Source organism: Streptomyces sp. NPDC006872, from assembly GCF_040635845.1.
Lineage (GTDB): Bacteria > Actinomycetota > Actinomycetes > Streptomycetales > Streptomycetaceae > Streptomyces.
Window position 1 is genome coordinate 51,998 of sequence record NZ_JBEYIL010000006.1, and the last position, 20,014, is coordinate 72,011.

Consider the following 20,014-nt stretch of genomic DNA (forward strand, 5'->3'; position numbering starts at 1 on the left):
ACGGCCGCCGACTGGAGCTCAGCGCAGGCCGGAGAAGAGGTCGTTCTCGGGCAGGGGCGCGCCGGTGGTGTAATGGACCCGGACGAACGTCTCCACGCCCATGAGCTGCGTGAACCTCTCCTTGCCCATCCGCAGGAAGAAGATGTTCTCACCCTGGCTGGCATGCGCGGCCAGCGCGTCGAACTTCTGGCTGCCGAACTCGGTGGTGTCCACCCACGTGGGGATCTCCTCGTCGGGGAGGCCGATTTCGGGCCCCTCGCCGGCCTCGGACGGACCCTGCTCCTCCCAGTCCGCGCCGAACTCGCGCATGATCTGCCCGAACTCCTTCATCATCGAGCGCGGCGCCGTCGTCCAGTACACCTTCGACGCCATCCCGGTCAGCGACAGCGCTGCCATCGTGATCCGGTTCGCCTGGATGTGATCAGGGTGGCCATAGAACCCGTTCTCATCGTAGGTCACGACGACATCAGGCTCGTAACGCAGCATCAGTTCGGCCAGCCGGGCGGCTGCCTCATCCACGGGCGTACTCCAGAACGATCCGGGTGCGGTGTTGGCCGGCCAGCCCATCATCCCGGAGTCGGCGTATCCGAGCAGCTCGAGATGACCGACCCCCAGGACGTCACAGCTCGCTTCGAGCTCGCCTCGACGCACGACGGCCACGGCAGCTGGATCATGCCCGGGGTCGCCGGGCTTGGCGCCCCCGGGACCGTCACCGCAGCTACCGTCCGTGCACGTGACGAGCACCGTGCGGATGCCCTCCGCCGCATAACGCGCCAGGACACCCCCTGTTCCCGTGGCTTCGTCGTCCGGGTGGGCGTGCACTGCCATCAGAGTCAAGGCCTGGTCAGCCATGAAATCCACCCCTGGTCGGTCAAGCGATCGAAGTCAGTCTGCGGCACGGCGGTACCTGACCGTCCGCAGCCCGCCGAGTCCGTCCGGTGTCCCGCAGGATCCGACCGGCCTGGGTTCACGGCACGTCCGCGAACCCCTGAAGCTTCCCCTCGCTCACTCGCCACCCCGCTACCAATACCCCCAGGGCCCGCTCATAGCAGTCGGCGACCGCGAGTCCGGGCGGCTCGTTCCCCGACAGCACCAGGGACACCAGGCCATGGGCCGTTCCCCAGACCGACAGCGCGATGACCTCCGGGTCGGACTCCGCACTGAACTGCCCTGACTGCTGTCCGCGCCGCACGGCGTCGACGAGGGGCCGGTAGGTCTCGATGGCCTCACGCGGCCTCTCCGACTCCGACTCGGACGGGCACTGGGCGCTGCGGTCGGAGAAGAGGATCGCGTAGAGGTGAGGGTTGGCGACGGCGTACTCGCGATATACGAGTCCGAGTCGGATCACGTCGCCGGCCGGGTCGTCCGTGGGCCGGATGGCTGCCAGGCGCGCGACAAAGAGCCGCACGGCCTCCTCGTACAGGCTGCTGAGCAGACCCGCCTTGTTGCCGAACAGCGAGTAGACCGCCGTGGTCGAGGTCTTCACGTCCGCAGCGAGCTGTCGCAGGCTCAGCGCGGCAGTGCCGCGGTCGAAGACCGTGGCGGCCGCGCGGTGCAGGAGCCGGAGCCGGAGTGCTTCGTCATGTGTCTTGAGCCTGGCCATGGCGCCATCATATTGCAACGCCGTTACGAATGCTCCTCGGTATCGCTTTGGCTTGTTGCCGTCCGCTCCAGGAACCCGCCGCTTCCGAACGAGCACCTCTTGCATACCAGCAGGTCAGAGCGGATGAGCTCGACCCCTCTCTGGATGAGAGGTGCGCAACAGCGTTGCATCGAGCAATAAAAACACTGTTACGGTTAGTTCGGCGCCGACCTTCAGGCGGTCCTGCCCGGCGCTGGCTAACGATCTAGGAGAAGTCATGTTTGAGGGGTTTGGGCGTCTGCTGCACCGCAGGCGAAAGCCGGTGCTGATACTGACCATGCTGTTCGCGGTCCTGTCCGGGGCCTACGGTGCCGGAGTCTTCGGCTCTCTGACACCGCTCGGCTTCCAGGACCCCGGCTCGGACAGCGTGCGCGCGGCTCACATCGCCGAGAAGGCGTTCCCGCAGCGGACACCCGACGCGGTGATCGTCTACCGGGACGAGGACCGCACCGTCGACGACCCGTCCTTCCAGCAGGCGGTCGTCCAGCAGTTGGCGTCCCTGCCGAAGTCGGAGGTGACCGGCTACCTGGACTTCTGGACGACCAAGATGCCGGCGCAGGTCAGTCATGACCGGCACGCCACCTACGTCGCCCTGAACCTCCACGGCAGCAGCGAGAAGGCCAAGGAGGACGCGTACAAGGCGGTCAAGGACAAGATCCCGGCACCCGGCCTTCAGACGCTGCAAGGCGGAACGGTGCCCACCGGCCACCAGGCCAGTGAGAAGATCGAACACGACCTGAGAACCGCGGAAATCATCTCGGCCCCCGTGCTCTTCCTGCTCCTGCTGGTCGTGTTCGGCGGTCTGACCGCGGCCTTCCTCCCGCTGCTCGTCGGCGTGCTCTCCATCCTCGGTTCGATGGCTGTTCTGCGGACCATCGCCAACATCACCGACGTGTCCGTGTTCTCCATGAGCTTGGTCACCATCCTGGGTCTCGCGGTCGCCATCGACTACGGCCTGCTGATCGTCAGCCGCTACCGCGAGGAACTGGCGGCCGGCTACACCGGCGAAGCGGCGATCGGGCGCACCCTCGCCACGGCCGGGCGCACCGTGATGGTCTCCGGCACCACGGTCGCGGCGGCGCTGGCCGGCCTGACCCTCTTCCCGTCGACGTTCCTGAAGTCGATGTCGTACGGCGGGGTGGCCGCGGTCCTGCTGGCGGTGCTCTTCTCGCTGGTCGCACTGCCCGCGCTGCTCGCCGTCATGGGACCGAAGGTCAACGCCTTCCCGCTGCGCCGCAGAAAGGCAGGGCGCCCCACGGCGGCGGGCGAGGGCGCCTGGTACCGGTTCGGGCACGGCCTGATGCGGCGGCGATGGGTCGTGGTGGTGGGCGCGGTGGGCCTGCTGCTGACGCTCGCCCTGCCGTTCTCCAAGATCGAGTTCGGCTCCATCAACGCGCAGCAGCTGCGGAGCAGTTCCGAGGGCCGCCAGGTCTTCGACGCCATGGAGCACGACTTCGACGGCGACGCGGTGAAGTCCATCGACTCCCTGCTCGTCCTGAAGTCCGACGGGACCTCGAAGGACCAGGGCGCGGCACTGAAGGCGTACGCCGAGCGGCTCGGCGCCACCGAGGGCGCGAAGAGCGCCAGGATCACCGGAGTCGAGGGCACCACGGCCCGGGTGTCGGTCACCTACGACGGCAATCCCATCTCGACCCACGCGCGCGACCTGGTGAACCGGCTCAAGAACGTCCCCGAACCACCGGGCGCCCGCGCGTACTTCGGCGGCGAGTCGGCGGTCTACGACGACACATTGGACGCACTGGGCGAGACCCTGCCGTGGATGCTGCTCTACATCGCGGTGATGACGTACATCCTGCTGTTCCTCGCGTTCGGCTCGGTGCTGCTGCCACTGAAGGCGATCGCGATGAACATGCTGTCGCTGACCGCGACCTTCGGCGTCCTGGTCTGGATCTTCCAGGACGGCCATCTGCACAACCTGCTCGGCTTCGATCCGACGGGCAACATCGAGCCCAACATGCCGATCATGCTGTTCGCGCTGATCTTCGGACTCTCCATGGACTACGAGGTGTTCCTGGTGTCCCGGATGCGGGAGCAGTACGACAAGTCAGGCGACAGCACGGAAGCCGTGGCGAGCGGGCTGCAGTCCATCGGCCGCCTGGTCGTGAGCGCGGCGCTGCTGATGTGCGTGCCGCTCGCGGCGATCGGGATGAGCGATGTGCTGACCATCAAGCTCTTCGGCGTCGGCATGGTGTTCGCGGTCCTGGTGGACGTGCTGGTGGTGCGCATCCTGCTGGGAACTGCTGTCATGAGGCTGCTGGGCAGAGCGGCCTGGTGGGCTCCGGGCCCGCTGGCCCGCTTCTACGACCGGTTCGGCATCAAGGAGACCGACATGCCGGCCGACGACACCGCCGGCGAGCGGGTCCCCGTCGCCGCGGGCTGAACTCTCCCGAGAGTCCGAAGCGCCTTCGCCCGAGGCGCTTCGGGCCTCGCTGCCGTCGCGAGCGGGGGTGCCGGCGGTTCACTGCTGGGGACTCACTCCTCCGGATGCTCGCCCCGCACGCACGCACGGCGATCATGGCGACGGTGGTTCGCGTCCTCCTGGGCCAGGCGCCGTAGCAGGCGGACGACCGGCTCGAACAGCACGGTGAGGACCACCGCCCGCTCGGCGAGGGCGATGCGGTCCTCGATCCCCTCGAACTGCGCGAAGTCCAAATCGGCGCTGGAGGTGGCGAGCCGTGCGTAGGGGATGAGGTCGTCGGCCGTGTAGTCGGTGCCGAGGCGGCTCAGCGCGGCGAGACTTTCGGCGAGTGCGGGGCGGTGCGGTGACGCGTCGGAGATCCGCCAGCCCATGTTCTCGATGAGAGCCTCGACCCTCGCGGCGGCTCCACCCGGTACCGCCTCGTCGGCGGCGCTCTCCGCTTCGGGGCCGTCCTTGTTGTCCGCGCCGCTCCTCCGGTTCGTCTCCGCGGAGGGCACGGGCAGTGCGTGGTGGACGACGCCCAGGGTCTCGAACGCATCCAGTGGACGGTCCACCGCATCGAGCACTTCCCGGGTACGCGCCACGGACAGCCCGCCGAGCTGGATGAGAGAACGGATCAGACGGAGCCGCTGGATGTGCTCCTCGCCGTACTCGACCGCCGTCGGGTTCAGTGCGCGCCCCTCGGGGAGCAGCCCTTCCCGTCGGTAGTACTTGATGGTCGCCACCGGCACCCCGGACCGTCGGCTGAGCTCTGAAATCCTCATGCGCTCCCTCACGCTCAACTGTCCCACCAGTATCGCGTTACCAGGGGTTGCCCCACCGGGCTCGATAGTGCCACTATCGGGTACTCGGTAGTAGCACTATCGAGCACTTCTCCGGCGTGCCCACTTCTTCGTGTGCGTGGACGACATGCGCCCGCGGAAGCCGCCCGCACCGCCACGGCCACACCCAGCCGCAGTTCTTCCCCCGCCCCGGGCCAGTCAGTTCTGGGTCCGGTCGTCTCGTACGCCTAGACAATGGAGAACCACACGATGTCCCAGCGAATCGGCAAGACCCACTGGAAGCGTTTCGCCATCGGTGCAGTGCCGACGGTGGCCGCCACTGCGGCGGTCGCCGTCTCCATGGCCCAGGGTGCACTGGCCGCTTCGTTCAGCATCTCCGGCTCCGACTTCCAGGTCTCGGCCGGCAAGCTGAGCGGCACCGGATTCGGCAACTACGCCACGGTGGACGTCGCCAAGAACGGCAAGCACGTGCCCGTCTCCGTGTCGTCCATCAAGAACGCGACGATCGTCGACATGTGCCAGTCCGTGCCGGTGGACATTCCCGTGCTCGGGACCTACACGATGACGCTCAAGGCCGGCGGATCGGGCACGCCGGTCAAGGCCAAGGACCTGTACATCGACATGACCGACCTCCAGGCCAAGAAGGGCACCTTCACCAACGTCGACATCGGCGTCGCCACCGGGGCCATGACCAAGGGTCAGGTCAACCCGAAGGACAAGGTCGATCCCAACGGCTATGCCCAGCAGGCGGACGCGGTCGAGATCATCGATGCCCACCAGAAGGTCTGGGCCAGTTCTGCGGGCACGTTCGAACTGTCGGGCCTCCACATGAACATCGCGGCCGGCCGCCACGACTGCTTCTGACCTCGCTCCCGCCCTCTGGTCTCCCGTGCGCGCAAGCGACCGGCGATTGTCCCGGGGCGGCAGTGCTCCACCGTCCTCGCGGACACCCTCACCCACTCACGACTTGGGAGCTCGACATGACGAGTGCAGGTGCACCCGCGCACCCCCACAGTGACAGCGGTTTCATCCGCGCTCGCCGGGACTTCCGGGACTGGCGGCGCACCCGCCCCTTCTGGGCGGGCCTGCTGGTGCTCCTCGCCGCTGCGCCCATCATCTACTTCCCGTATTTCAACCTCTCCCTGGGCGCCCTGTCCGTGGCGATGTCCACCACCGCGGGGGCCGGGTCCCTGGTCATCGGCCTGACGCTGATCGTCCTTGGCGGACTCCTCTGGTTCCAGCCGATCATCAGGTTCTTCGCCGGCTGTGTCGCGGTGTTCCTCGGCGTGCTGTCGCTTCCCATCTCCAACTTCGGCGGATTCTTCGTCGGCACACTGCTCGCTGCGGCAGGCGGACTCATGGCGCTGGCGTGGGGCCCGGTGGACGAGCACCCGGAGGACATACCCGACGCCACCGAGGGGCCGTCGGTCGCCGTCAGCCGGGCGGGAGGACAGGGGAGTGAGTGACCAGGTGCCCGACACCCACGGCGAGGCCGCAGCCCCCCGATACGCTCGACCACCGAGGGGCCGGCACGCCACCCCCCGTACGTCCACGCTGACACGCCTGCGTCTGCCGGTCGGGAGGGCACTCGCGCTGACCGCGCTGCCGACCGCCCTCATCCTGGGAAGTCAACGCCTGCCCGAGCCCGCGGACACGAGTGCCACCGCGGCGCTCTCCGTTTCCGACGAGGGGTCAGGCGCGCCTGGAACCAGCGGTGTCGACTGCGCCCGTCCCGACGACACCTCAACCTCCGCGACGAACACTCCCGCAAACCCCACCCCGTCCGCTGATCCCCACACGGCCGGCGCTCACCCAAGCGGGGAGCCCGTCAAGCCGCCGTCGCACGCGGAGGACGAGGGAGCGGGCCCGAGCCCAGCACCGACCGCCACTCCCACGCCCTCGCCCTCGCCCAGCGCAACCTCCCCGACAACGAGCCTTGCGGACATCCTCGGTCCCCTCTTCCGCGACGACGCCGAGCAACAAAGCCCGTCACCCGACGCGAGCCCCTCACTCCACGCGAGCCCTGCACCAAGCTCGGCCACTTCGAGGCCAGAGACCACAGCACCGTCCGAGCCCCTGTCCACGGCGCCCGCATCACCTACTCCCAGCCACCGGACCGCCGAGCCGTCACCCCGACCGGAGTCGCCCCGAGGAACTGCCCGCACCTGCGACATCAGCGACCTCAAGGCCCCGGAGGAAGATGAGGCCGGCCGATTCTCCGCCGAGGCATGGAACATGAAGGGGAGTCGCCTCGAACTGCACGACCTCGTCTTCGGCGGCGTGGTGACCGTGGAGACAGCCGCCGGGCCCAAACGGGTGCTCAAGTTCACCGCGGCGGCGGTCACGATCCGCGACCTGAAGATGGCGGTGCCCGTCGGCCCACAGATCCAGCACATCGACGGAGCGCCCGGTTCGACCTCCACGCTCCGCGGCGACGACATCACCATGTACGTCGAAAGCCTGACAGGCACCCTGTCCAGCATCGAAAACCTTCCCGCACCACCCGTCCTCCGTCTGCACCTCACCCCGGACACCATTCCGGAGTGGCTCTACGACACGATCGGCGATATCGGTCTCAAGCTTCAACTCGGCTTGGACGACGCTGACATCGACCAGGCCGGACAGACAGGCGGACAACTCGCCATCCCCGGGATCCACGGCTACGGAACGCCACGCTGAAGCCAGCCGCAAACGGCTGTGGCTGGTCGTGGTCATGGGTGACGACACCTGACCGCGGGGCTGTGTCGCGCGCATGGTGGTCTGCTGGTGCAGTGGCGAGAGCCGCGGCCGTGGTCTGTTCGTCGGGGGCGGGTTTTCGCAGGCGCGGCGCGAGGCGACGTCGCCTCAAAGGCACAGGAGAGGTAATGCAGCCAGGGGAGATGGAGCGGGTCGATCTGGGTGAGGTGCCGTATGAGGTGGCCCACTCCGACATGGCCGGTTGGGTGGCCGAGCGGAAGCAGGGGCGTACCGGGGATCGGCTGTTTCTGCTCACCCACCCTCCCGTGATCACCTACACGGCGCGGACACCGGCCGACCAACTGCCGGAACCGGCTTCACCGATCAGCCTGGTCGAAGTCGACCGGGGAGGTCACGCCACCTATCACGGGCCAGGGCAGCTGATCGGGTATCTCGTGCTGAACGTACGCGAGCTGGGACCGCGCGGTTTGATACGACGGATCGAAAACGCCCTGATCCGTGCGCTGGGATCACTGGGATTCGAGGCGATACGCCGGGACACACCCCGAGGCGCCGAGAGCCTGGTCGGCGTGTGGACCCCCGACCACCGCAAAATCGCCTCCATCGGCATGCGCATCAGCGGCGGCGTCACCAGCCACGGATTCGCGCTCAACGTCGACCCGGACCTCGACGTCTACACCACGTTCACGGCCTGCGCCCTGCCCGGTGTCCGGATGGCCTCGTTGGCTCAACTCGCTGCCGAACTCGACCGGCCCACGCCCACGGAGGCGCAGGTGAGGGACGCTGTAGCCGACGCCGTAACAGCCGAGCTGGCGCCAGCGCGCACACCCTCCTGAGCCGGGGCAGGTGCTTGCCTGGTGGCCACCGCTCAGTTTCCAGTCCCCGCCTCCCGTAGACCGTCGGCCACGGGCCGAACCGGCCCGGCGTTTCCCGCCTCGGTAACGGCGACTGCTGGGCGGGGCCGCCCCGATGACTGTGTCCGGCGCGACGGACCTGGACCGCTTGCGTGACCTGAAGCGACCCCCTCCACTCGCGGCTCGAAGCGAGCCGATGCCAGAGATGGCGCCGGCACGCGGCTTCCTGGCGCTGCTGGGATGTGGGCCGGCGCCGCGACTTGGAATTTGTAAACTGATCGGTTTACGATGGGCCTGAAACCGACCGGTTTCATCAGTCGGAGTCCGGCGGGAGTACTGCATGCCCGGTTCCGCGTCGACGGCCGTGTGTGCCGGGATTGAACGTTCCGAGGGTCGCCGGACCGCAATGAAGCTGTCCGCCCTTCTCTGGATATCAGTGTGTTGTCCGAGACCGGAGTAAGCCATGAGTGGGATTCACCCGTTCCGCGTCCTGCGTGCCAAACCCCTGTGGATCGCCAACGGCGTCATCACGGGCATCCTCGCGCTGCTGTTCACTGTGTTCTACGTCGGGGCCAATATCGATCCCGTCGACCACATGAAGAATCTGCCCGTCGGTCTGGTCAACGCAGACAAGGGAGCCGCTGTCGGCGGCAAGCAGGTCGACCTGGGGAAACAGATCACCGAGTCGATCAGGAAGTCCACCGCGAGCGGGGACAAGATCGACTGGAAGGTGATGGACGAAAAGGAGATGAAGGAGGAGATCGGCAAGGGCAAGCTGTACGGCGCGCTCGTCGTCCCCGCCGACTTCACTTCCTCCACCACCGCACTCACCGGCGCCGCGACCACCGGGGCCCCGACCCGGCCGACGCTGACGGTGCTGACCAACCAGTCCGCCGGCAGTGTGGGCTCCAGTCTGGCCCGGACGGCGACGACGCAGGCGGCCGAGCGCGCCTCGCTCCAGGTGGGCAAGGAGCTGACGGCCCAAAGTGGGACCGGGCAGGAGAAGCTGCCCGCCGCGGCGCGCGTCCTCCTGGCCGACCCGGCCGCCGTCATCGTCGAGGACGGCCATCCGCTCGACTCGCACAGCGGCCTGGGGCTGACGGCGTTCTACTACGCGCTCGTCCTGGTGGTCTGCGGCATGCTCTCCGCAAACGTCATCAGTGGCCAGGTGGACCACGCCCTCGGCTACACCCACAACGACATGGGCCCGCTGCGCCTGCACCGCCCGCTGATCCGGGCGACCCGGGTGCAGACCCTCGCCATCAGCAGCATCCTCATGGCCGGCCTGTCCCTGCTGATGGGGAGCCTGGTCATGGCGGGCGCGGTCGGCCTCATGGGGATGCACGCCGCCCATCTGCCACTGCTGTGGCTGTACTCGGTGTGCGCCATCGCGGTCTCCGGGATCGGCGCGCTCACCCTGCTCGCCGTCTTCGGCACGCCCGGCATGCTGGTGGTCACGCTGGTCTTCATCGGGATGGCGGTACCGACGGCCAACGCCACCACGCCGCTTCAGGCGCTGCCCGGCTTCTACCGCTTCCTGGCCGAGTTCGAGCCGCTGCGGCAGATCACCGGCGGCATCCGCTCGATCCTCTACTACGACGCCCAGGCCGACGCCGGCCTGACCCGGGGCTGGGTCATGATGGCCGTCGGCCTCGCGGCGGCCGCCCTGTTCGGCTTCGGCGTGACGGGCTGGTACGACCGCAAGGGGTTGCACCGTATCCCCGCCGAGAAGAAGCCCGCGAAGACCGCTGCCCCGGCGTAGCGGAAGGCGGCTCACCCCGAGACGGGGCCATTACTCGGAGTGGCCCCGGTGTGCGGCGCCCCCGTGGGGACGAGAGGCGCGCGCACCATCAGGGCTCGGCGACGGCCTTTCCCCCGAGGCTGTCGCCGAGCCTCTGACTGGGCTTCAGGCGTCCGCGCGGTGGCGGGCATCTCCCCGGCAACCCATGGAAACCGATCGGCATGGAAACCGATCGGTTTCTATTTCGTCCGATTCGAGTTAACCTCGCGGTATGACTACCGAAGTGAAGCAAAGTCCCCGGGAGCGGCTGCTGGAGGCCGCGGCCACGCTCACCTACCGCGACGGTGTCGGCATCGGCGTCGAGGCGCTGTGCAAGGCGGCGGGGGTGTCGAAGCGGTCCATGTACCAGCTGTTCGACAGTAAGGATGAACTGCTGGCGGCGAGCTTGAAGGAGCGTTCCGCTGCCTTCGTGGCGATGGCCCTGCCTCCGGAGGACGATGGTCTTTCCCCCCGCGAGCGGATCCTGTACGTCTTCGAGCGGGTGGAGTCGCGGGCGGGTGCGGCCGAGTTCCGAGGCTGCCGCTACCTAGCTGTGCAGATCGAGCTCAAGGATCAGACCCACCCCGCGAGCCGGGTGGCCTACCAGATCAAAGCGGACCTGACGGCCTTTTTCCGTGCCGAGGCCGAACAGGGTGGGGCGAGCGACCCTGGCCTGCTGGCCCGGCAGCTCATCCTGGTCTTCGACGGTGCCAGCGCCCGCGCGGGGATCGGCGCCGACAATCTGGCCGGGCTCATCGCGCCCACTGTGGTCAGCCTGCTCGATGCGGCGGGCATGCACTGATCCGCCCGGTCTTCGAGCAGGATCGGCGACCGAAGCGGTCTTTCGGGTTGATGTCCGATTCCGGCAGGCCGGAGCAGTGCCCATGGCCTCAAGCCCCTGCTTCCCTGTGATCGGAGGGAAGCCCGATGGCCGTAAGGGTGTTGCCGAGCATGCCACAGGCGAAGAAGCTTGCGGTCTCGTGGGCGTCGGCTCCCAGTGACAGGTGCACGGTTTCCCACAGTCTCATCCAGCCGGCCCGAACGAGTTCCCCCGTCTGGTCATCGCCCTCTGCCTCGGCGGCCGCGACGACGGCGTATCCCTGCATCTGCATCAGGAGTGTTTCGGGGTGCGCCGAGATCAGCCGCGCGTACGCGTCCGCCAAGGCGCCGCGCGTCTGTTCGCTGCCTTCCGTCCCGTCGGTCGCCCGCTCGAAAGCCAGGCGGGTGTCTTCCATGCTCCGCACCAAGGCGGCGACGAAGATCGCCTTTTTGCCCGGGAAGAGCCGGAAGAGGTACGGCTGCGTGACGCCGACGCGTTTGGCGATCGCCTCGGTGGAGGTGCCGTAGTAGCCCTTGAGTGCGAACTCGGCGATCGCTGCGCCGACGACGCTTTCGCGTCTCTCCTGCGCGCTGATCCTGGCCATGCCGTCATTGTGTCAGGCGCCGGTCGGTTTGGGTCTGCCGGCCAGGCCCCTGACCGGGCGCCGGTCCACAGGGCCCTTGCGGCGGCCGACCGCCATGAGCCGGGCTTCTGCCTGCCGCGCGTCACCAACAGCGCTCCGTCCCACCTTGGGCGAGACGCCGCAGCCGCCGCGCAGCCCGATCGGCCTCAGCGTGCAGACGGTGGCGCGGCCAGGATCGGGTTGGCGTTTGAACTTGCGCACGGAAACCGATCGGTTTACTGTGGATGGAAACTGATCGGTTTCTAGCGAGTCAGGAATCTATGATGACGACGAACCGGCCGGTGGCACTCGTGACGGGTGCGTCATCCGGCATCGGGAAGGTAACCGCGCTCGCGTTGGTCGCGGCGGGTTTCGACGTGGTCGGCACAGGCCGCGACACCTCGCGCCTCGCCCCGCTCGGCGGTGTGACGTTCCTCGACCTCGACGTGGCCAGTGACGCCTCGGTCGCCGCCGCGGTCCAGGAGGTGAGCGAGCGGTTCGGGCGGATCGATGTCCTGGTCAACAACGCCGGCATCGGGTCACTGGGTGCGGCCGAGGAAACCTCTATCGAGCAGGCCCAGGGCGTCTTCGACACCAATGTCTTCGGGGTCATGCGCATGGTGAACGAGGTCCTGCCGTACATGCGCGGCCAGGGGCGCGGGCGCATCATCAACCTCTCGTCCGTGGTCGGATTCGTGCCCCAGCCGTACATGGCCGCCTACGCCGCCTCCAAGCACGCGGTCGAGGGCTACACCGAGTCGCTGGACCACGAGGTCCGTGACCACGGCATCCGGGCGCTCATAGTTGAACCCGCCTACACCAACACCGGATTCGAGACCAACAGCGCGCGGCCCGACACACTCCTGCATGCCTACGAGAAGCAGCGGCAGACCGTCGACCGCGTGATGGCAGAGGCGATCAGGGACGGCGACGACCCCGCCGTGGTCGCCCGGGCGGTCGTCGCGGCAGCCACCGACGCGAAGCCGAAACTGCGTTACGCCGCCGGCCCCACGGCCGGACGCGCACGCCTGCTCCGCTTCGCTCCCGCCTGGGCCTACGACCGGCAGATCCGCAAGATGAACCAGCTTGCCGGCTGACGCCTGCCCGCCCTCACACACCCCGCAGGACAAACGACGCAATGGAGCGGCGCGTGACGGAGATCCAGATCGAGTTCGACGTTCCGGCAGAGATGCATGACGGCACGGTGCTGCGCGCGGACGTCTACCGGCCCGGTGGCACGGGGCCGTGGCCGGTGCTGCTGGCGCGGCTGCCGTACGGCAAGCAGACGCCCATGATGGGCGTCGTACTCGATCCGCTGGCGGCGGCCAGGCACGGTTTCATGGTGGTCCTCCAGGACACCCGCGGCCGGTTCGCCTCCGAGGGGGAGTGGGAGCCGTTCACGTATGAGGAGGGGGACGGATACGACACCGTACGGTGGGCTGCCGCCCTCCCCGGTTCGAACGGCTCCGTCGGCATGATCGGCGGCAGCTACTTCGGCAACACCCAGTGGATGGCGGCGCTGTCGAAGCCACCGGAGCTGAAGGCCATCGCGCCGATGATCACCTGGTCCGACCCGGACGACGGGCTGTGGACGCGTGGCGGTGCGATCGAGCTCGGCCTCAGCGTGCCCTGGTCGCTCCTGCAGGGTGCCGACACCCTGATGCGCCGTCACTCCACCGATCTTGACGGGCTCGTGAACGGCATCACCGGGCTCGTACAGGATTTCGACGGCCTGGCGCGCGGCGGTTACGGGGAGCTGCCCGCAGGTCGGTTTCCCGCGTTCGCCCGGCACGACCTGCCCGAGCTGGGCTACGAGCGTTCCCGGCGGGAGCCCGAGTGGGCGGCGTCCTGCCAGGTCGCGGGTCGGCACGCCGAGGTCGAGCTGCCCACCTTCCAGGTCGGCGGCTGGTTCGACATCTTCGGCCAGGGCACGCTCGACAACTTCACCGCCATGCGCCGCGCCGGCCGGTCCGCCACGCTGGTCATGGGCCCGTGGACCCACACCAACTGGCGGCACGTGGTCGGTGACGTCAACTTCGGGTTCGCCGCGAACTCCGACTTCATGGGCATGCGCGGGCGCCTGCACGACATGCAGTTCGACTGGTTCCGGCGCATCCTCGGCGACGACGGCGGCGAGGCTCCGGAGCCGGACACGGGCAAGGTGCTGCTGTTCGTCATGGGCATCAACCAGTGGCGCGAGGAGACGGAATGGCCCCTGTCGCGGGCCGTGGACACCGACTTCCACCTGCGCGCCGACGGACGCCTGACACAGGAGCCGCCGTCCACCGCCGAGCAGGCCGAGGAGTTCACCTACGACCCCATGGACCCGGTGGCGACCACCGGTGGCGCGCTCCTCGTGGGCGGCGGGCTCCTGAACGCCGATGAGTTCCGTCCCGGGCCGCTCGACCAGGCGGCCGTCGAGGCGCGCGAGGACGTCCTGGTCTTCACCACCGAACCGCTCACCGAGGACGTCGAGGTGACCGGCCGGGTCCGGGCGGTGCTCTTCGCGGCCACGGACGGACCCTCGACCGACTGGGTGGCACGCCTGTGCGACGTCGATGAGAGAGGTGTCTCCCGCGGTGTGACCGACGGCATCGTGCGGGTGCGTGCGGCGACACCGGGCGAGGCGGCCGAGCACGTCGTGGACCTGTGGTCGACCAGCATCGTCTTCCGGGCGGGGCACCGGATACGGGTCCAGGTCACCTCCAGCAACTTCCCCCGCTGGGACCGCAACCTCAACACGGGCGAACCCGAGGAGAGCGCGACCACGGCCCGGGTGGCCCGGCAGCAGGTCTTCCATGACCCCGCCCGGCCTTCCCGCATCGTCCTGCCGGTGGTTCCGGCCCCATAGGAAACACCGGAGATCCACACCGTGGACATGGGCGACTCCATCTCGCCCAGGGTGATCCTCGGCACTACGTCCGTCGAGCCGCCACAGACGTGGGATTGATCGTCACCCACCGGCCTGATCTGTTTCCCTCCCAACGCACCAGCGACCGGGTCGCCTTTGCGTGGGGCGTCGAGGCACTCGGCGACCGGCGCGGACTGGGCCTCTCGGCGCGAGGTCGCGTCGCCACAGAGGTCGTCGGCCGTCATCGGGCTTGTCTTCCCTGTCGTCGCGCGCCTCGCCGACCCGCCCGCCGTACTTGGTCGCCGACCCCAGGCCAAGCTCGCAAGGGCGCGCGGCCGAGCACGTCGGCGACACCGAGCCGAACGGCACGCCACTCCTCACACCACTCCTCCGAATTCCGCCTGAGGTCCAGCCAGGCCACGTCGATCGCTGCCGACGGGCTCGTGGCTTCACCGGCCTGCGCCCGGCGAGTACGGACTTCGCCGATGGACACGAGGCCGGCCAGCCCCTGAAGCCTGAGCTCCGCCCGACTCCACCTCGACTCCGCGTGCCGTGGTCATCCAGTGCTCACCCCGACTTGCATCGCGAAACCGATCGGTTTACGGTGGTGAAACCGATCGGTTTCCATCTTCGTGGAGGTAGTCATGACAGCAATCAAGGGCGCCAGCGTCTTCGTCACCGGAGGCAGCCGTGGCATCGGCAAGATGCTGGTCGAGGAGCTCTATGCGCGCGGGGCCGGCAAGGTCTACGCCACGGCCCGGGACACGCGCACGGTGACCCACCCCGATGCCGTTCCGCTGGCACTCGAAGCAACTGACCCGGCGTCCGTGGCAGCCGCCGCCGAGCAGGCCCAGGACGTCACCATCCTGATCAACAACGCCGGCGCCTCCGTCCGCGCTTCGTACCTCAACTCTCCGATGGAGGACGTGCGCCGGGATCTGGAGACCAACTTCTACGGGCCGCTGCTGGTCACCCGGGCCTTCGTGCCGGTCATCGAGCGCAACGGCGGGGGCCACATCCTCAACGCCCACTCCGCCCTGTCCTGGCTGGCCGACGGCACGCCCTACGGCGCCTCCAAGGCCGCCCTGTGGTCGCAGACCAACTCCCTGCGCCTGGAGCTGCAGCCGCGCGGCATCGCGGTGACCGGACTTCACATGGCCTACGTGGACACGGAAATGACCTCGGGCGTCGACGCGCCCAAGGCCGACCCCCGCGACATCGCCGTGGCCGCACTCGACGGCATCGAGGCGGGAGCGCACGAGGTGCTGGCCGACGACATCACCCGCTGGGTCAAGTCCCAGCTGTCCTCCGACCTGGAAGCCATGTACGCCCAGCTGAAAAAGTGACACCACCCGCGTTTTCCAGGGAGCCCCGTGTGGAAGCTCGCCCACCCACCGCTTCGTCGATGTGAACGGGATCCGCCTGCACATCGCCGAAGAGGGGCAGGGCCGCTGGTCCTGCTCCTGCACGGCTGGCCGGAGAGCCGGTACTCCTGGCGTCACCAGTTCGGGGCGCCGACGGCGGCCGGGTACCGGGTCGCCGCCCCCGACCAGCGCGGGTACGCCGGGAGTCACCCGCTCTCCCGGCATGGCCGACGGAAAACGACATTCGGGCGTACGCGGAGGACTTCGTCCTGCACGGCGAGCGGGCATTCATCCGGGGCCTTCGACTGGTGCCGGAACATCGAACGCAACAACGAACTGCTCATACCCTTCCGGGGTCTCGGGATCACCGGTCCTGCGCTGTATGTGGTGGGAGACCGCGACATGGTCACCGCGCTGCGTTCCCCGGGTGGGGGCAGCTCGCAGAGCGAGATTTTCCGTGGCCAGGGCGGGTCGGACAACCCGCTGAGCGCTGCCGCGCCTCAACTGCACGGCCCGCTGGTGCTGCCGGGCTGCGGGCACCGGACACAGCAGGAGCGTCCCGCCGAGGTCAACGCCGCACTCCTCGACTTCCCTCAACCGCACCGACGGCTCCGCGTCCCGATGACGCTACGCGGCATCCGCCACGTGGCTTTCTCAACAGCTGAATCCCCCCACCACCAGACAGAGGACACATTGATGCCAGAGCGCAGCCCCATCCTGATCACCGGTGCCGCAGGCGAAATCGGCGGTGTGAGCCGGACGATGGTCGACATGCTGCTCGAACAAGGGCACCCGGTGCGCGCGTTCGTGCGCCAGGACGACGAACGCGCGCATGCGCTCCGCCAGGCCGGGGCCGAGGTCTTCGTCGGTGACCTGCTCACCATCGCCGACGTGAGCGCCGCGCTGAAGGGCATCCGCCGCATCTACTTCAGCATGAGTCTGTCGCCGTACTACACGGACGCCGTCAGCCTGATGGCCGCGGCGGCGCGGGCCCAGGGCGACATCGAGGTGTTCGTCAACATCTCCGAGTACGAGCAGTCGTTCATGACGTTCGACAAGATGACCGCGCCGGAGGAAGAGCGGCGTGCGTGGCTCGGCGGACTCGTCGCCAACTGGTCGCCGCAGCAACGCGCCCACTGGGTCGCCGAGCAGGTGCTGGACTGGTCCGGCCTCCCGACTGTCAACATCCGGGCGGCCATGTTCGTCGAGAACCCCCTGATGACCTGGCTGGCGCTGGAGCCGCTGAGCAGGGGTGAACTGCGCCTGCCCTTCGGTGCCCATCGGCTCGCCCCCATCGCGGGCTACGACGTGGCGGAGCTGTGCGTGAAGATCCTGGCCGACCCGGAACCGCACATCTCGAAGTCCTACGACCTCAACGGCCCGGAGCTGAAGGACATGTACGGGTTTGCGGAGGACTACGCGGCCGTGCTGGGACGCGAGGTCACGTACGTTCCCGAAGACGTCGAAACCTGGAACGAGACCTACGTCGACACCGCCCTGTCCGCGCTCCCGCACACCGCGGAGCACCTCAAGACCCTGACCCGGCTGAAGGGCGGCGGCGGTTACCGCGGCACCACCGACCAACTGGAAACCCTGCTCGGACGCCCGCCGAAGACCGTGCGGTGGGCGCTGGAGAACCACCCGCGCATCCGGAAGCTGGCGTCTGCCTGAACCGCTGAGCGATCCGGCCCACCTCTCCAACTCGTCGGATCCGCCCAGGACCACCGGTCCGAGTTCGAGCACCTGGTCCGCGACCGGCTCGGGGTGACGGCCGCGTCCCAGGTCCTGTGGAGCGGCCCGCGCCTGATCTGCATCGCCGGCGACTTCACCCGCTACGACGTGCATGCCGTGCGCGAGCACCGGAGGTCGATCGACCTGGTCCGCTACCGACTCTTCGGCAGCGACCTGCTCGGGCTTGAGACCGTGGCCTCCTTGAGCAGCGGCATGCAGGTAGCCCGCCGGGTGCGCCGCCAGGCTGTCGCCCGGACAGCGGAAGGCGCCGCAGGGGTGTCGATGGTTGAGCTGGCGAGCGCGGTTGACGAGGTGCTGCTAAGAAGTCATCTCATTTGGTGAGTCTGCGGTAGCAGATGAGGGTGCAGGCGATGCTGGTGAAGGCCAGGAAGTGGTCGGCTTTGCGTTCGTAGCGGCGGTGGAGACATCGGCATCCGGCGAGCCAGGACATCGTGCGTTCTATGGTCCAGCGGTGGCGGCCCAGACGTTGCGAAGTCTCGATGCCCCTGCGGGCGATGCGGTGGCGGATTCCTCGGCTGGATAACCATCGCCGCAGGTGGTTGTAGTCGTAGCCCTTGTCGGCGTGGAGTTTGCGGGGCCTACGACGCCGTGGTCCCCGGCGGGAGCGGATCGGCGGTATGCCCTTCACCAGCGGGATCAGGGCCTGGCTGTCGTGCGTGTTGGCGCCCGAGATGCCGATGGACAGGGGCAGTCCGGTCCGCTCCGTGATCAAGTGGATCTTTGATCCGTACTTGCCCCGGTCTACAGGATTCGGGCCTGTCAGCTCCCCCTTTTCAGGGCCCGCATGTTGACCGAGTCGATCGCGCACCGGGACCAGTCCAGCTCGCCGCGGGATCCGAGTTCGTCGAGGACCAGGCGGTGGAGTTTGGCCCACACCCGGGCCTTCGTCCACTCGGTGAAACGCCGGTGAGCCGTCGCGCCGGACGGCCCGAACGAGGCGGTCGGCAACTGCTGCCACGTGCAGCCAGAGGTCGCCACGAAGACGATTGCGGCCAGCACTTCGCGGTCGCCGTGCCGACGCCGGCCCCCACCCTGGGGCCGCGACGGCACCTCCGGAACCACCCGCTGGAACAGCTCCCACAACTCATCCGGCACCAGCCGCTCAACGATCGTCGCCACGACTGGCAGCCTACCCAACCAAATGAGATGACTTCTACGTAACACGCTTCTGGCAGACGGGTGTTCGCGGTGCGCCCGGCACGGTCAAACGCATCGACGAACGAGTCCGCCTCCACGTCCAGCCCCAGTTGGGCACCGTCGCCCTGCGGGACATCAGCCCGGCAGTACTCCGCGAATACATCGCCACGCTGGAGAGCGAGCTCTCACCGCGATACGCCCGGCAGATCCTCGGCACGCTCTCGAACATCTTCGAGACCGCCATCGACGACAAGCGCTTGGCACGCAATCCGATGCGGGCCAAGTCCGTGCGGTGGCCCAAGGCACCGGAGGATCAGCGGGAAGCCTGGCCCCTGGAGACCGCACGGCGCGTACGGGAGGCGATCAACGCGCGCTACCGCGTCGCGGTCGTGCTCGCGCTCGGCTGTGGGCTGCGGCAGGGCGAGGTCTTCGGGTTGTCGCCGGAGGACGTCGACTTCGCCCGTGGAGTCCTGCGTGTCCGTCGGCAGGTCCAACTCCTCGGCGGGCGGCTGTACTTCACCCTGCCGAAGGGCGGCAAGACCCGCGTCGTCGACATGCCTCCGTCGGTCGCGGCGGCCCTGGCCCAGTACTTCATGGAGTACCCGGCGGTCGAGGTGGAGCTGCCGTGGGGCGGCCCGGAGCCTGAACGGGAGACGAAGAAGTTCCCGCTCGTCATCACCACGACGTACGGCAACGCCCTTCGCGCGAACATCTTCAACGTCGAGGTGTGGAAGCCGGCCTTGGCAGCCGCCGGCGTCATCCCCATGCGGAAGAAGGACGAGCGGTGGAAGGCGTCTCGCAAGGACGGCTTCCACGTGCTCCGGCACACGTACGCCTCGGTCATCCTCGAAGCGGGCGAGTCCGTCGTCACCCTGGCCCGCTGGCTCGGCCATTCGAGCCCGACCATCACCTTGGACTACTACGCCCACTTCATGCCGGAGGCCGGCGGCAAGGGGCGCGGCGCCATCGATGCTCTGCTCGGCCAGCCTGTACTGGCCGCGTAGACGTCCACTCCACACGACCCACGAAACGGGTGGGCACAGCGATCTGCTGTGCCCAACCGTTTCGGCGTTCCGCGAGGGAAGTTCGCTACTCTCCGTGCTGATCCTTGCTCCCAGCCTGCGCTTCAACGGCGAGGCTTCCGCAGGTCAACGCCTGCGATCGCAGGACACCGCCCGCATCGGAGCGCGGCTCATTCTCCCCAGATTCTCCCCAGCGGCCTGGAAAGAGTCGCCGGAGCCTGCGATCCGGGCCGTGCCCACTCCCGGGAGCG

At 68.3% G+C, this 20,014-nt stretch carries 17 protein-coding genes and 2 pseudogenes; 14 read left to right on the forward strand and 5 right to left on the reverse strand.

Annotated features, from left to right (window positions below; translation table 11 throughout):
* Positions 1 to 18: 18 nt before the first annotated feature.
* Together ABZ725_RS19065 and ABZ725_RS19070 are read right to left on the reverse strand one after the other, a co-directional pair.
* On the reverse strand, positions 19 to 852 hold the full coding sequence (locus ABZ725_RS19065) for a PIG-L family deacetylase (protein ID WP_358803796.1): 834 nt from the start codon (positions 850 to 852) through the stop codon (positions 19 to 21).
* 115 nt (positions 853 to 967) lie between these two features.
* Positions 968 to 1,603, reverse strand: coding sequence for a WHG domain-containing protein (locus ABZ725_RS19070; protein ID WP_358803797.1), 636 nt, complete (start codon positions 1,601 to 1,603; stop codon positions 968 to 970).
* A gap of 256 nt (positions 1,604 to 1,859) precedes the next feature.
* Here ABZ725_RS19070 and ABZ725_RS19075 point away from each other — a divergent pair, with 256 nt between their 5' ends.
* Positions 1,860 to 4,043 (forward strand): MMPL family transporter, encoded by a 2,184-nt coding sequence (locus ABZ725_RS19075; RefSeq protein WP_358803798.1) that lies wholly within the window; start codon positions 1,860 to 1,862, stop codon positions 4,041 to 4,043.
* Positions 4,044 to 4,135: 92 nt separating this feature from the next.
* Here ABZ725_RS19075 and ABZ725_RS19080 read toward each other — a convergent pair whose 3' ends face one another.
* Positions 4,136 to 4,846 carry a MerR family transcriptional regulator gene (locus ABZ725_RS19080; RefSeq protein WP_358803799.1) on the reverse strand — a complete coding sequence of 237 codons (711 nt, stop codon included), beginning with the start codon at positions 4,844 to 4,846 and terminating at the stop codon, positions 4,136 to 4,138.
* A 267-nt stretch (positions 4,847 to 5,113) separates the two neighbouring features.
* Here ABZ725_RS19080 and ABZ725_RS19085 point away from each other — a divergent pair, with 267 nt between their 5' ends.
* From ABZ725_RS19085 to ABZ725_RS19110, 6 genes are all read left to right on the forward strand, one after another.
* Positions 5,114 to 5,728 carry a DUF6230 family protein gene (locus ABZ725_RS19085; RefSeq protein ID WP_358803800.1) on the forward strand — a complete coding sequence of 205 codons (615 nt, stop codon included), beginning with the start codon at positions 5,114 to 5,116 and terminating at the stop codon, positions 5,726 to 5,728.
* Positions 5,729 to 5,844: 116 nt separating this feature from the next.
* Entirely contained in the window at positions 5,845 to 6,330 is a 486-nt protein-coding gene (locus ABZ725_RS19090; protein ID WP_358803801.1) for a DUF6114 domain-containing protein, read from the forward strand.
* A 769-nt stretch (positions 6,331 to 7,099) separates the two neighbouring features.
* A complete protein-coding gene (locus ABZ725_RS19095) occupies positions 7,100 to 7,543 on the forward strand; it encodes a hypothetical protein (protein WP_358803802.1) in 444 nt (147 codons plus the stop codon).
* Between the two features lie 185 nt (positions 7,544 to 7,728).
* Positions 7,729 to 8,397: a lipoyl(octanoyl) transferase LipB gene (gene lipB, locus ABZ725_RS19100; protein WP_358803803.1), complete on the forward strand. Its 669-nt coding sequence runs from the start codon at positions 7,729 to 7,731 to the stop codon at positions 8,395 to 8,397.
* A gap of 481 nt (positions 8,398 to 8,878) precedes the next feature.
* Positions 8,879 to 10,177: an SNG1 family protein gene (locus ABZ725_RS19105; protein WP_358803804.1), complete on the forward strand. Its 1,299-nt coding sequence runs from the start codon at positions 8,879 to 8,881 to the stop codon at positions 10,175 to 10,177.
* A 250-nt stretch (positions 10,178 to 10,427) separates the two neighbouring features.
* Complete coding sequence (locus ABZ725_RS19110; protein ID WP_358803805.1) at positions 10,428 to 10,997, forward strand: TetR/AcrR family transcriptional regulator; 570 nt, start codon at positions 10,428 to 10,430, stop codon at positions 10,995 to 10,997.
* A gap of 88 nt (positions 10,998 to 11,085) precedes the next feature.
* On the opposite strand, the gene ABZ725_RS19115 is transcribed toward ABZ725_RS19110, so the two are convergent.
* A complete protein-coding gene (locus ABZ725_RS19115; RefSeq protein WP_358803806.1) occupies positions 11,086 to 11,619 on the reverse strand; it encodes a helix-turn-helix domain-containing protein in 534 nt (177 codons plus the stop codon).
* 302 nt (positions 11,620 to 11,921) lie between these two features.
* Here ABZ725_RS19115 and ABZ725_RS19120 point away from each other — a divergent pair, with 302 nt between their 5' ends.
* From ABZ725_RS19120 to ABZ725_RS19145, 6 genes and pseudogenes are all read left to right on the forward strand, one after another.
* The gene (locus ABZ725_RS19120) at positions 11,922 to 12,734 is read left to right on the forward strand and encodes an oxidoreductase (protein ID WP_358803807.1); all 813 of its coding nucleotides are present in this window, start codon (positions 11,922 to 11,924) and stop codon (positions 12,732 to 12,734) included.
* Between the two features lie 53 nt (positions 12,735 to 12,787).
* Positions 12,788 to 14,488 (forward strand): CocE/NonD family hydrolase, encoded by a 1,701-nt coding sequence (locus ABZ725_RS19125; protein ID WP_358803808.1) that lies wholly within the window; start codon positions 12,788 to 12,790, stop codon positions 14,486 to 14,488.
* A gap of 644 nt (positions 14,489 to 15,132) precedes the next feature.
* On the forward strand, positions 15,133 to 15,834 hold the full coding sequence (locus ABZ725_RS19130) for an SDR family oxidoreductase (protein WP_358803809.1): 702 nt from the start codon (positions 15,133 to 15,135) through the stop codon (positions 15,832 to 15,834).
* Between the two features lie 27 nt (positions 15,835 to 15,861).
* Positions 15,862 to 16,014 (forward strand): annotated as a pseudogene (locus ABZ725_RS19135) (alpha/beta hydrolase); the annotation flags it as partial.
* Positions 16,015 to 16,548: 534 nt separating this feature from the next.
* Entirely contained in the window at positions 16,549 to 17,523 is a 975-nt protein-coding gene (locus ABZ725_RS19140; protein ID WP_358804136.1) for an NmrA family NAD(P)-binding protein, read from the forward strand.
* A gap of 48 nt (positions 17,524 to 17,571) precedes the next feature.
* A pseudogene (locus tag ABZ725_RS19145) lies at positions 17,572 to 17,904 on the forward strand (transporter); the annotation flags it as partial.
* Positions 17,905 to 17,914: 10 nt separating this feature from the next.
* Here the strand turns inward: ABZ725_RS19145 and ABZ725_RS19150 are convergent.
* Positions 17,915 to 18,714 (reverse strand): IS5 family transposase gene (locus ABZ725_RS19150; protein WP_358804137.1). Its coding sequence is split into 2 segments (ribosomal slippage): positions 17,915 to 18,376 and positions 18,379 to 18,714, totalling 798 coding nucleotides; the frame shifts between segments, so codons are not numbered across the junction.
* 137 nt (positions 18,715 to 18,851) lie between these two features.
* Between ABZ725_RS19150 and ABZ725_RS19155 the strand changes: the two genes are divergently transcribed.
* Positions 18,852 to 19,745 (forward strand): site-specific integrase, encoded by an 894-nt coding sequence (locus tag ABZ725_RS19155; RefSeq protein WP_358803810.1) that lies wholly within the window; start codon positions 18,852 to 18,854, stop codon positions 19,743 to 19,745.
* The last annotated feature ends 269 nt before the right edge of the window (positions 19,746 to 20,014 follow it).

Excerpts from the sequence above, each read along its gene's own strand:
- ABZ725_RS19115 (WP_358803806.1), bottom strand. The coding sequence starts at position 11,619 with ATGGCCAGGATCAGCGCGCAGGAGAGACGCGAAAGCGTCGTCGGCGCA.
- ABZ725_RS19130 (WP_358803809.1), top strand. The coding sequence starts at position 15,133 with ATGACAGCAATCAAGGGCGCCAGCGTCTTCGTCACCGGAGGCAGCCGT.
- ABZ725_RS19085 (WP_358803800.1), top strand. The coding sequence starts at position 5,114 with ATGTCCCAGCGAATCGGCAAGACCCACTGGAAGCGTTTCGCCATCGGT.
- ABZ725_RS19105 (WP_358803804.1), top strand. The coding sequence starts at position 8,879 with ATGAGTGGGATTCACCCGTTCCGCGTCCTGCGTGCCAAACCCCTGTGG.
- ABZ725_RS19090 (WP_358803801.1), top strand. The coding sequence starts at position 5,845 with ATGACGAGTGCAGGTGCACCCGCGCACCCCCACAGTGACAGCGGTTTC.
- ABZ725_RS19080 (WP_358803799.1), bottom strand. The coding sequence starts at position 4,846 with ATGAGGATTTCAGAGCTCAGCCGACGGTCCGGGGTGCCGGTGGCGACC.
- lipB (WP_358803803.1), top strand. The coding sequence starts at position 7,729 with ATGCAGCCAGGGGAGATGGAGCGGGTCGATCTGGGTGAGGTGCCGTAT.
- ABZ725_RS19070 (WP_358803797.1), bottom strand. The coding sequence starts at position 1,603 with ATGGCCAGGCTCAAGACACATGACGAAGCACTCCGGCTCCGGCTCCTG.
- ABZ725_RS19095 (WP_358803802.1), top strand. The coding sequence starts at position 7,100 with ATGAAGGGGAGTCGCCTCGAACTGCACGACCTCGTCTTCGGCGGCGTG.
- ABZ725_RS19075 (WP_358803798.1), top strand. The coding sequence starts at position 1,860 with ATGTTTGAGGGGTTTGGGCGTCTGCTGCACCGCAGGCGAAAGCCGGTG.
- ABZ725_RS19110 (WP_358803805.1), top strand. The coding sequence starts at position 10,428 with ATGACTACCGAAGTGAAGCAAAGTCCCCGGGAGCGGCTGCTGGAGGCC.
- ABZ725_RS19140 (WP_358804136.1), top strand. The coding sequence starts at position 16,549 with ATGCCAGAGCGCAGCCCCATCCTGATCACCGGTGCCGCAGGCGAAATC.
- ABZ725_RS19065 (WP_358803796.1), bottom strand. The coding sequence starts at position 852 with ATGGCTGACCAGGCCTTGACTCTGATGGCAGTGCACGCCCACCCGGAC.
- ABZ725_RS19120 (WP_358803807.1), top strand. The coding sequence starts at position 11,922 with ATGACGACGAACCGGCCGGTGGCACTCGTGACGGGTGCGTCATCCGGC.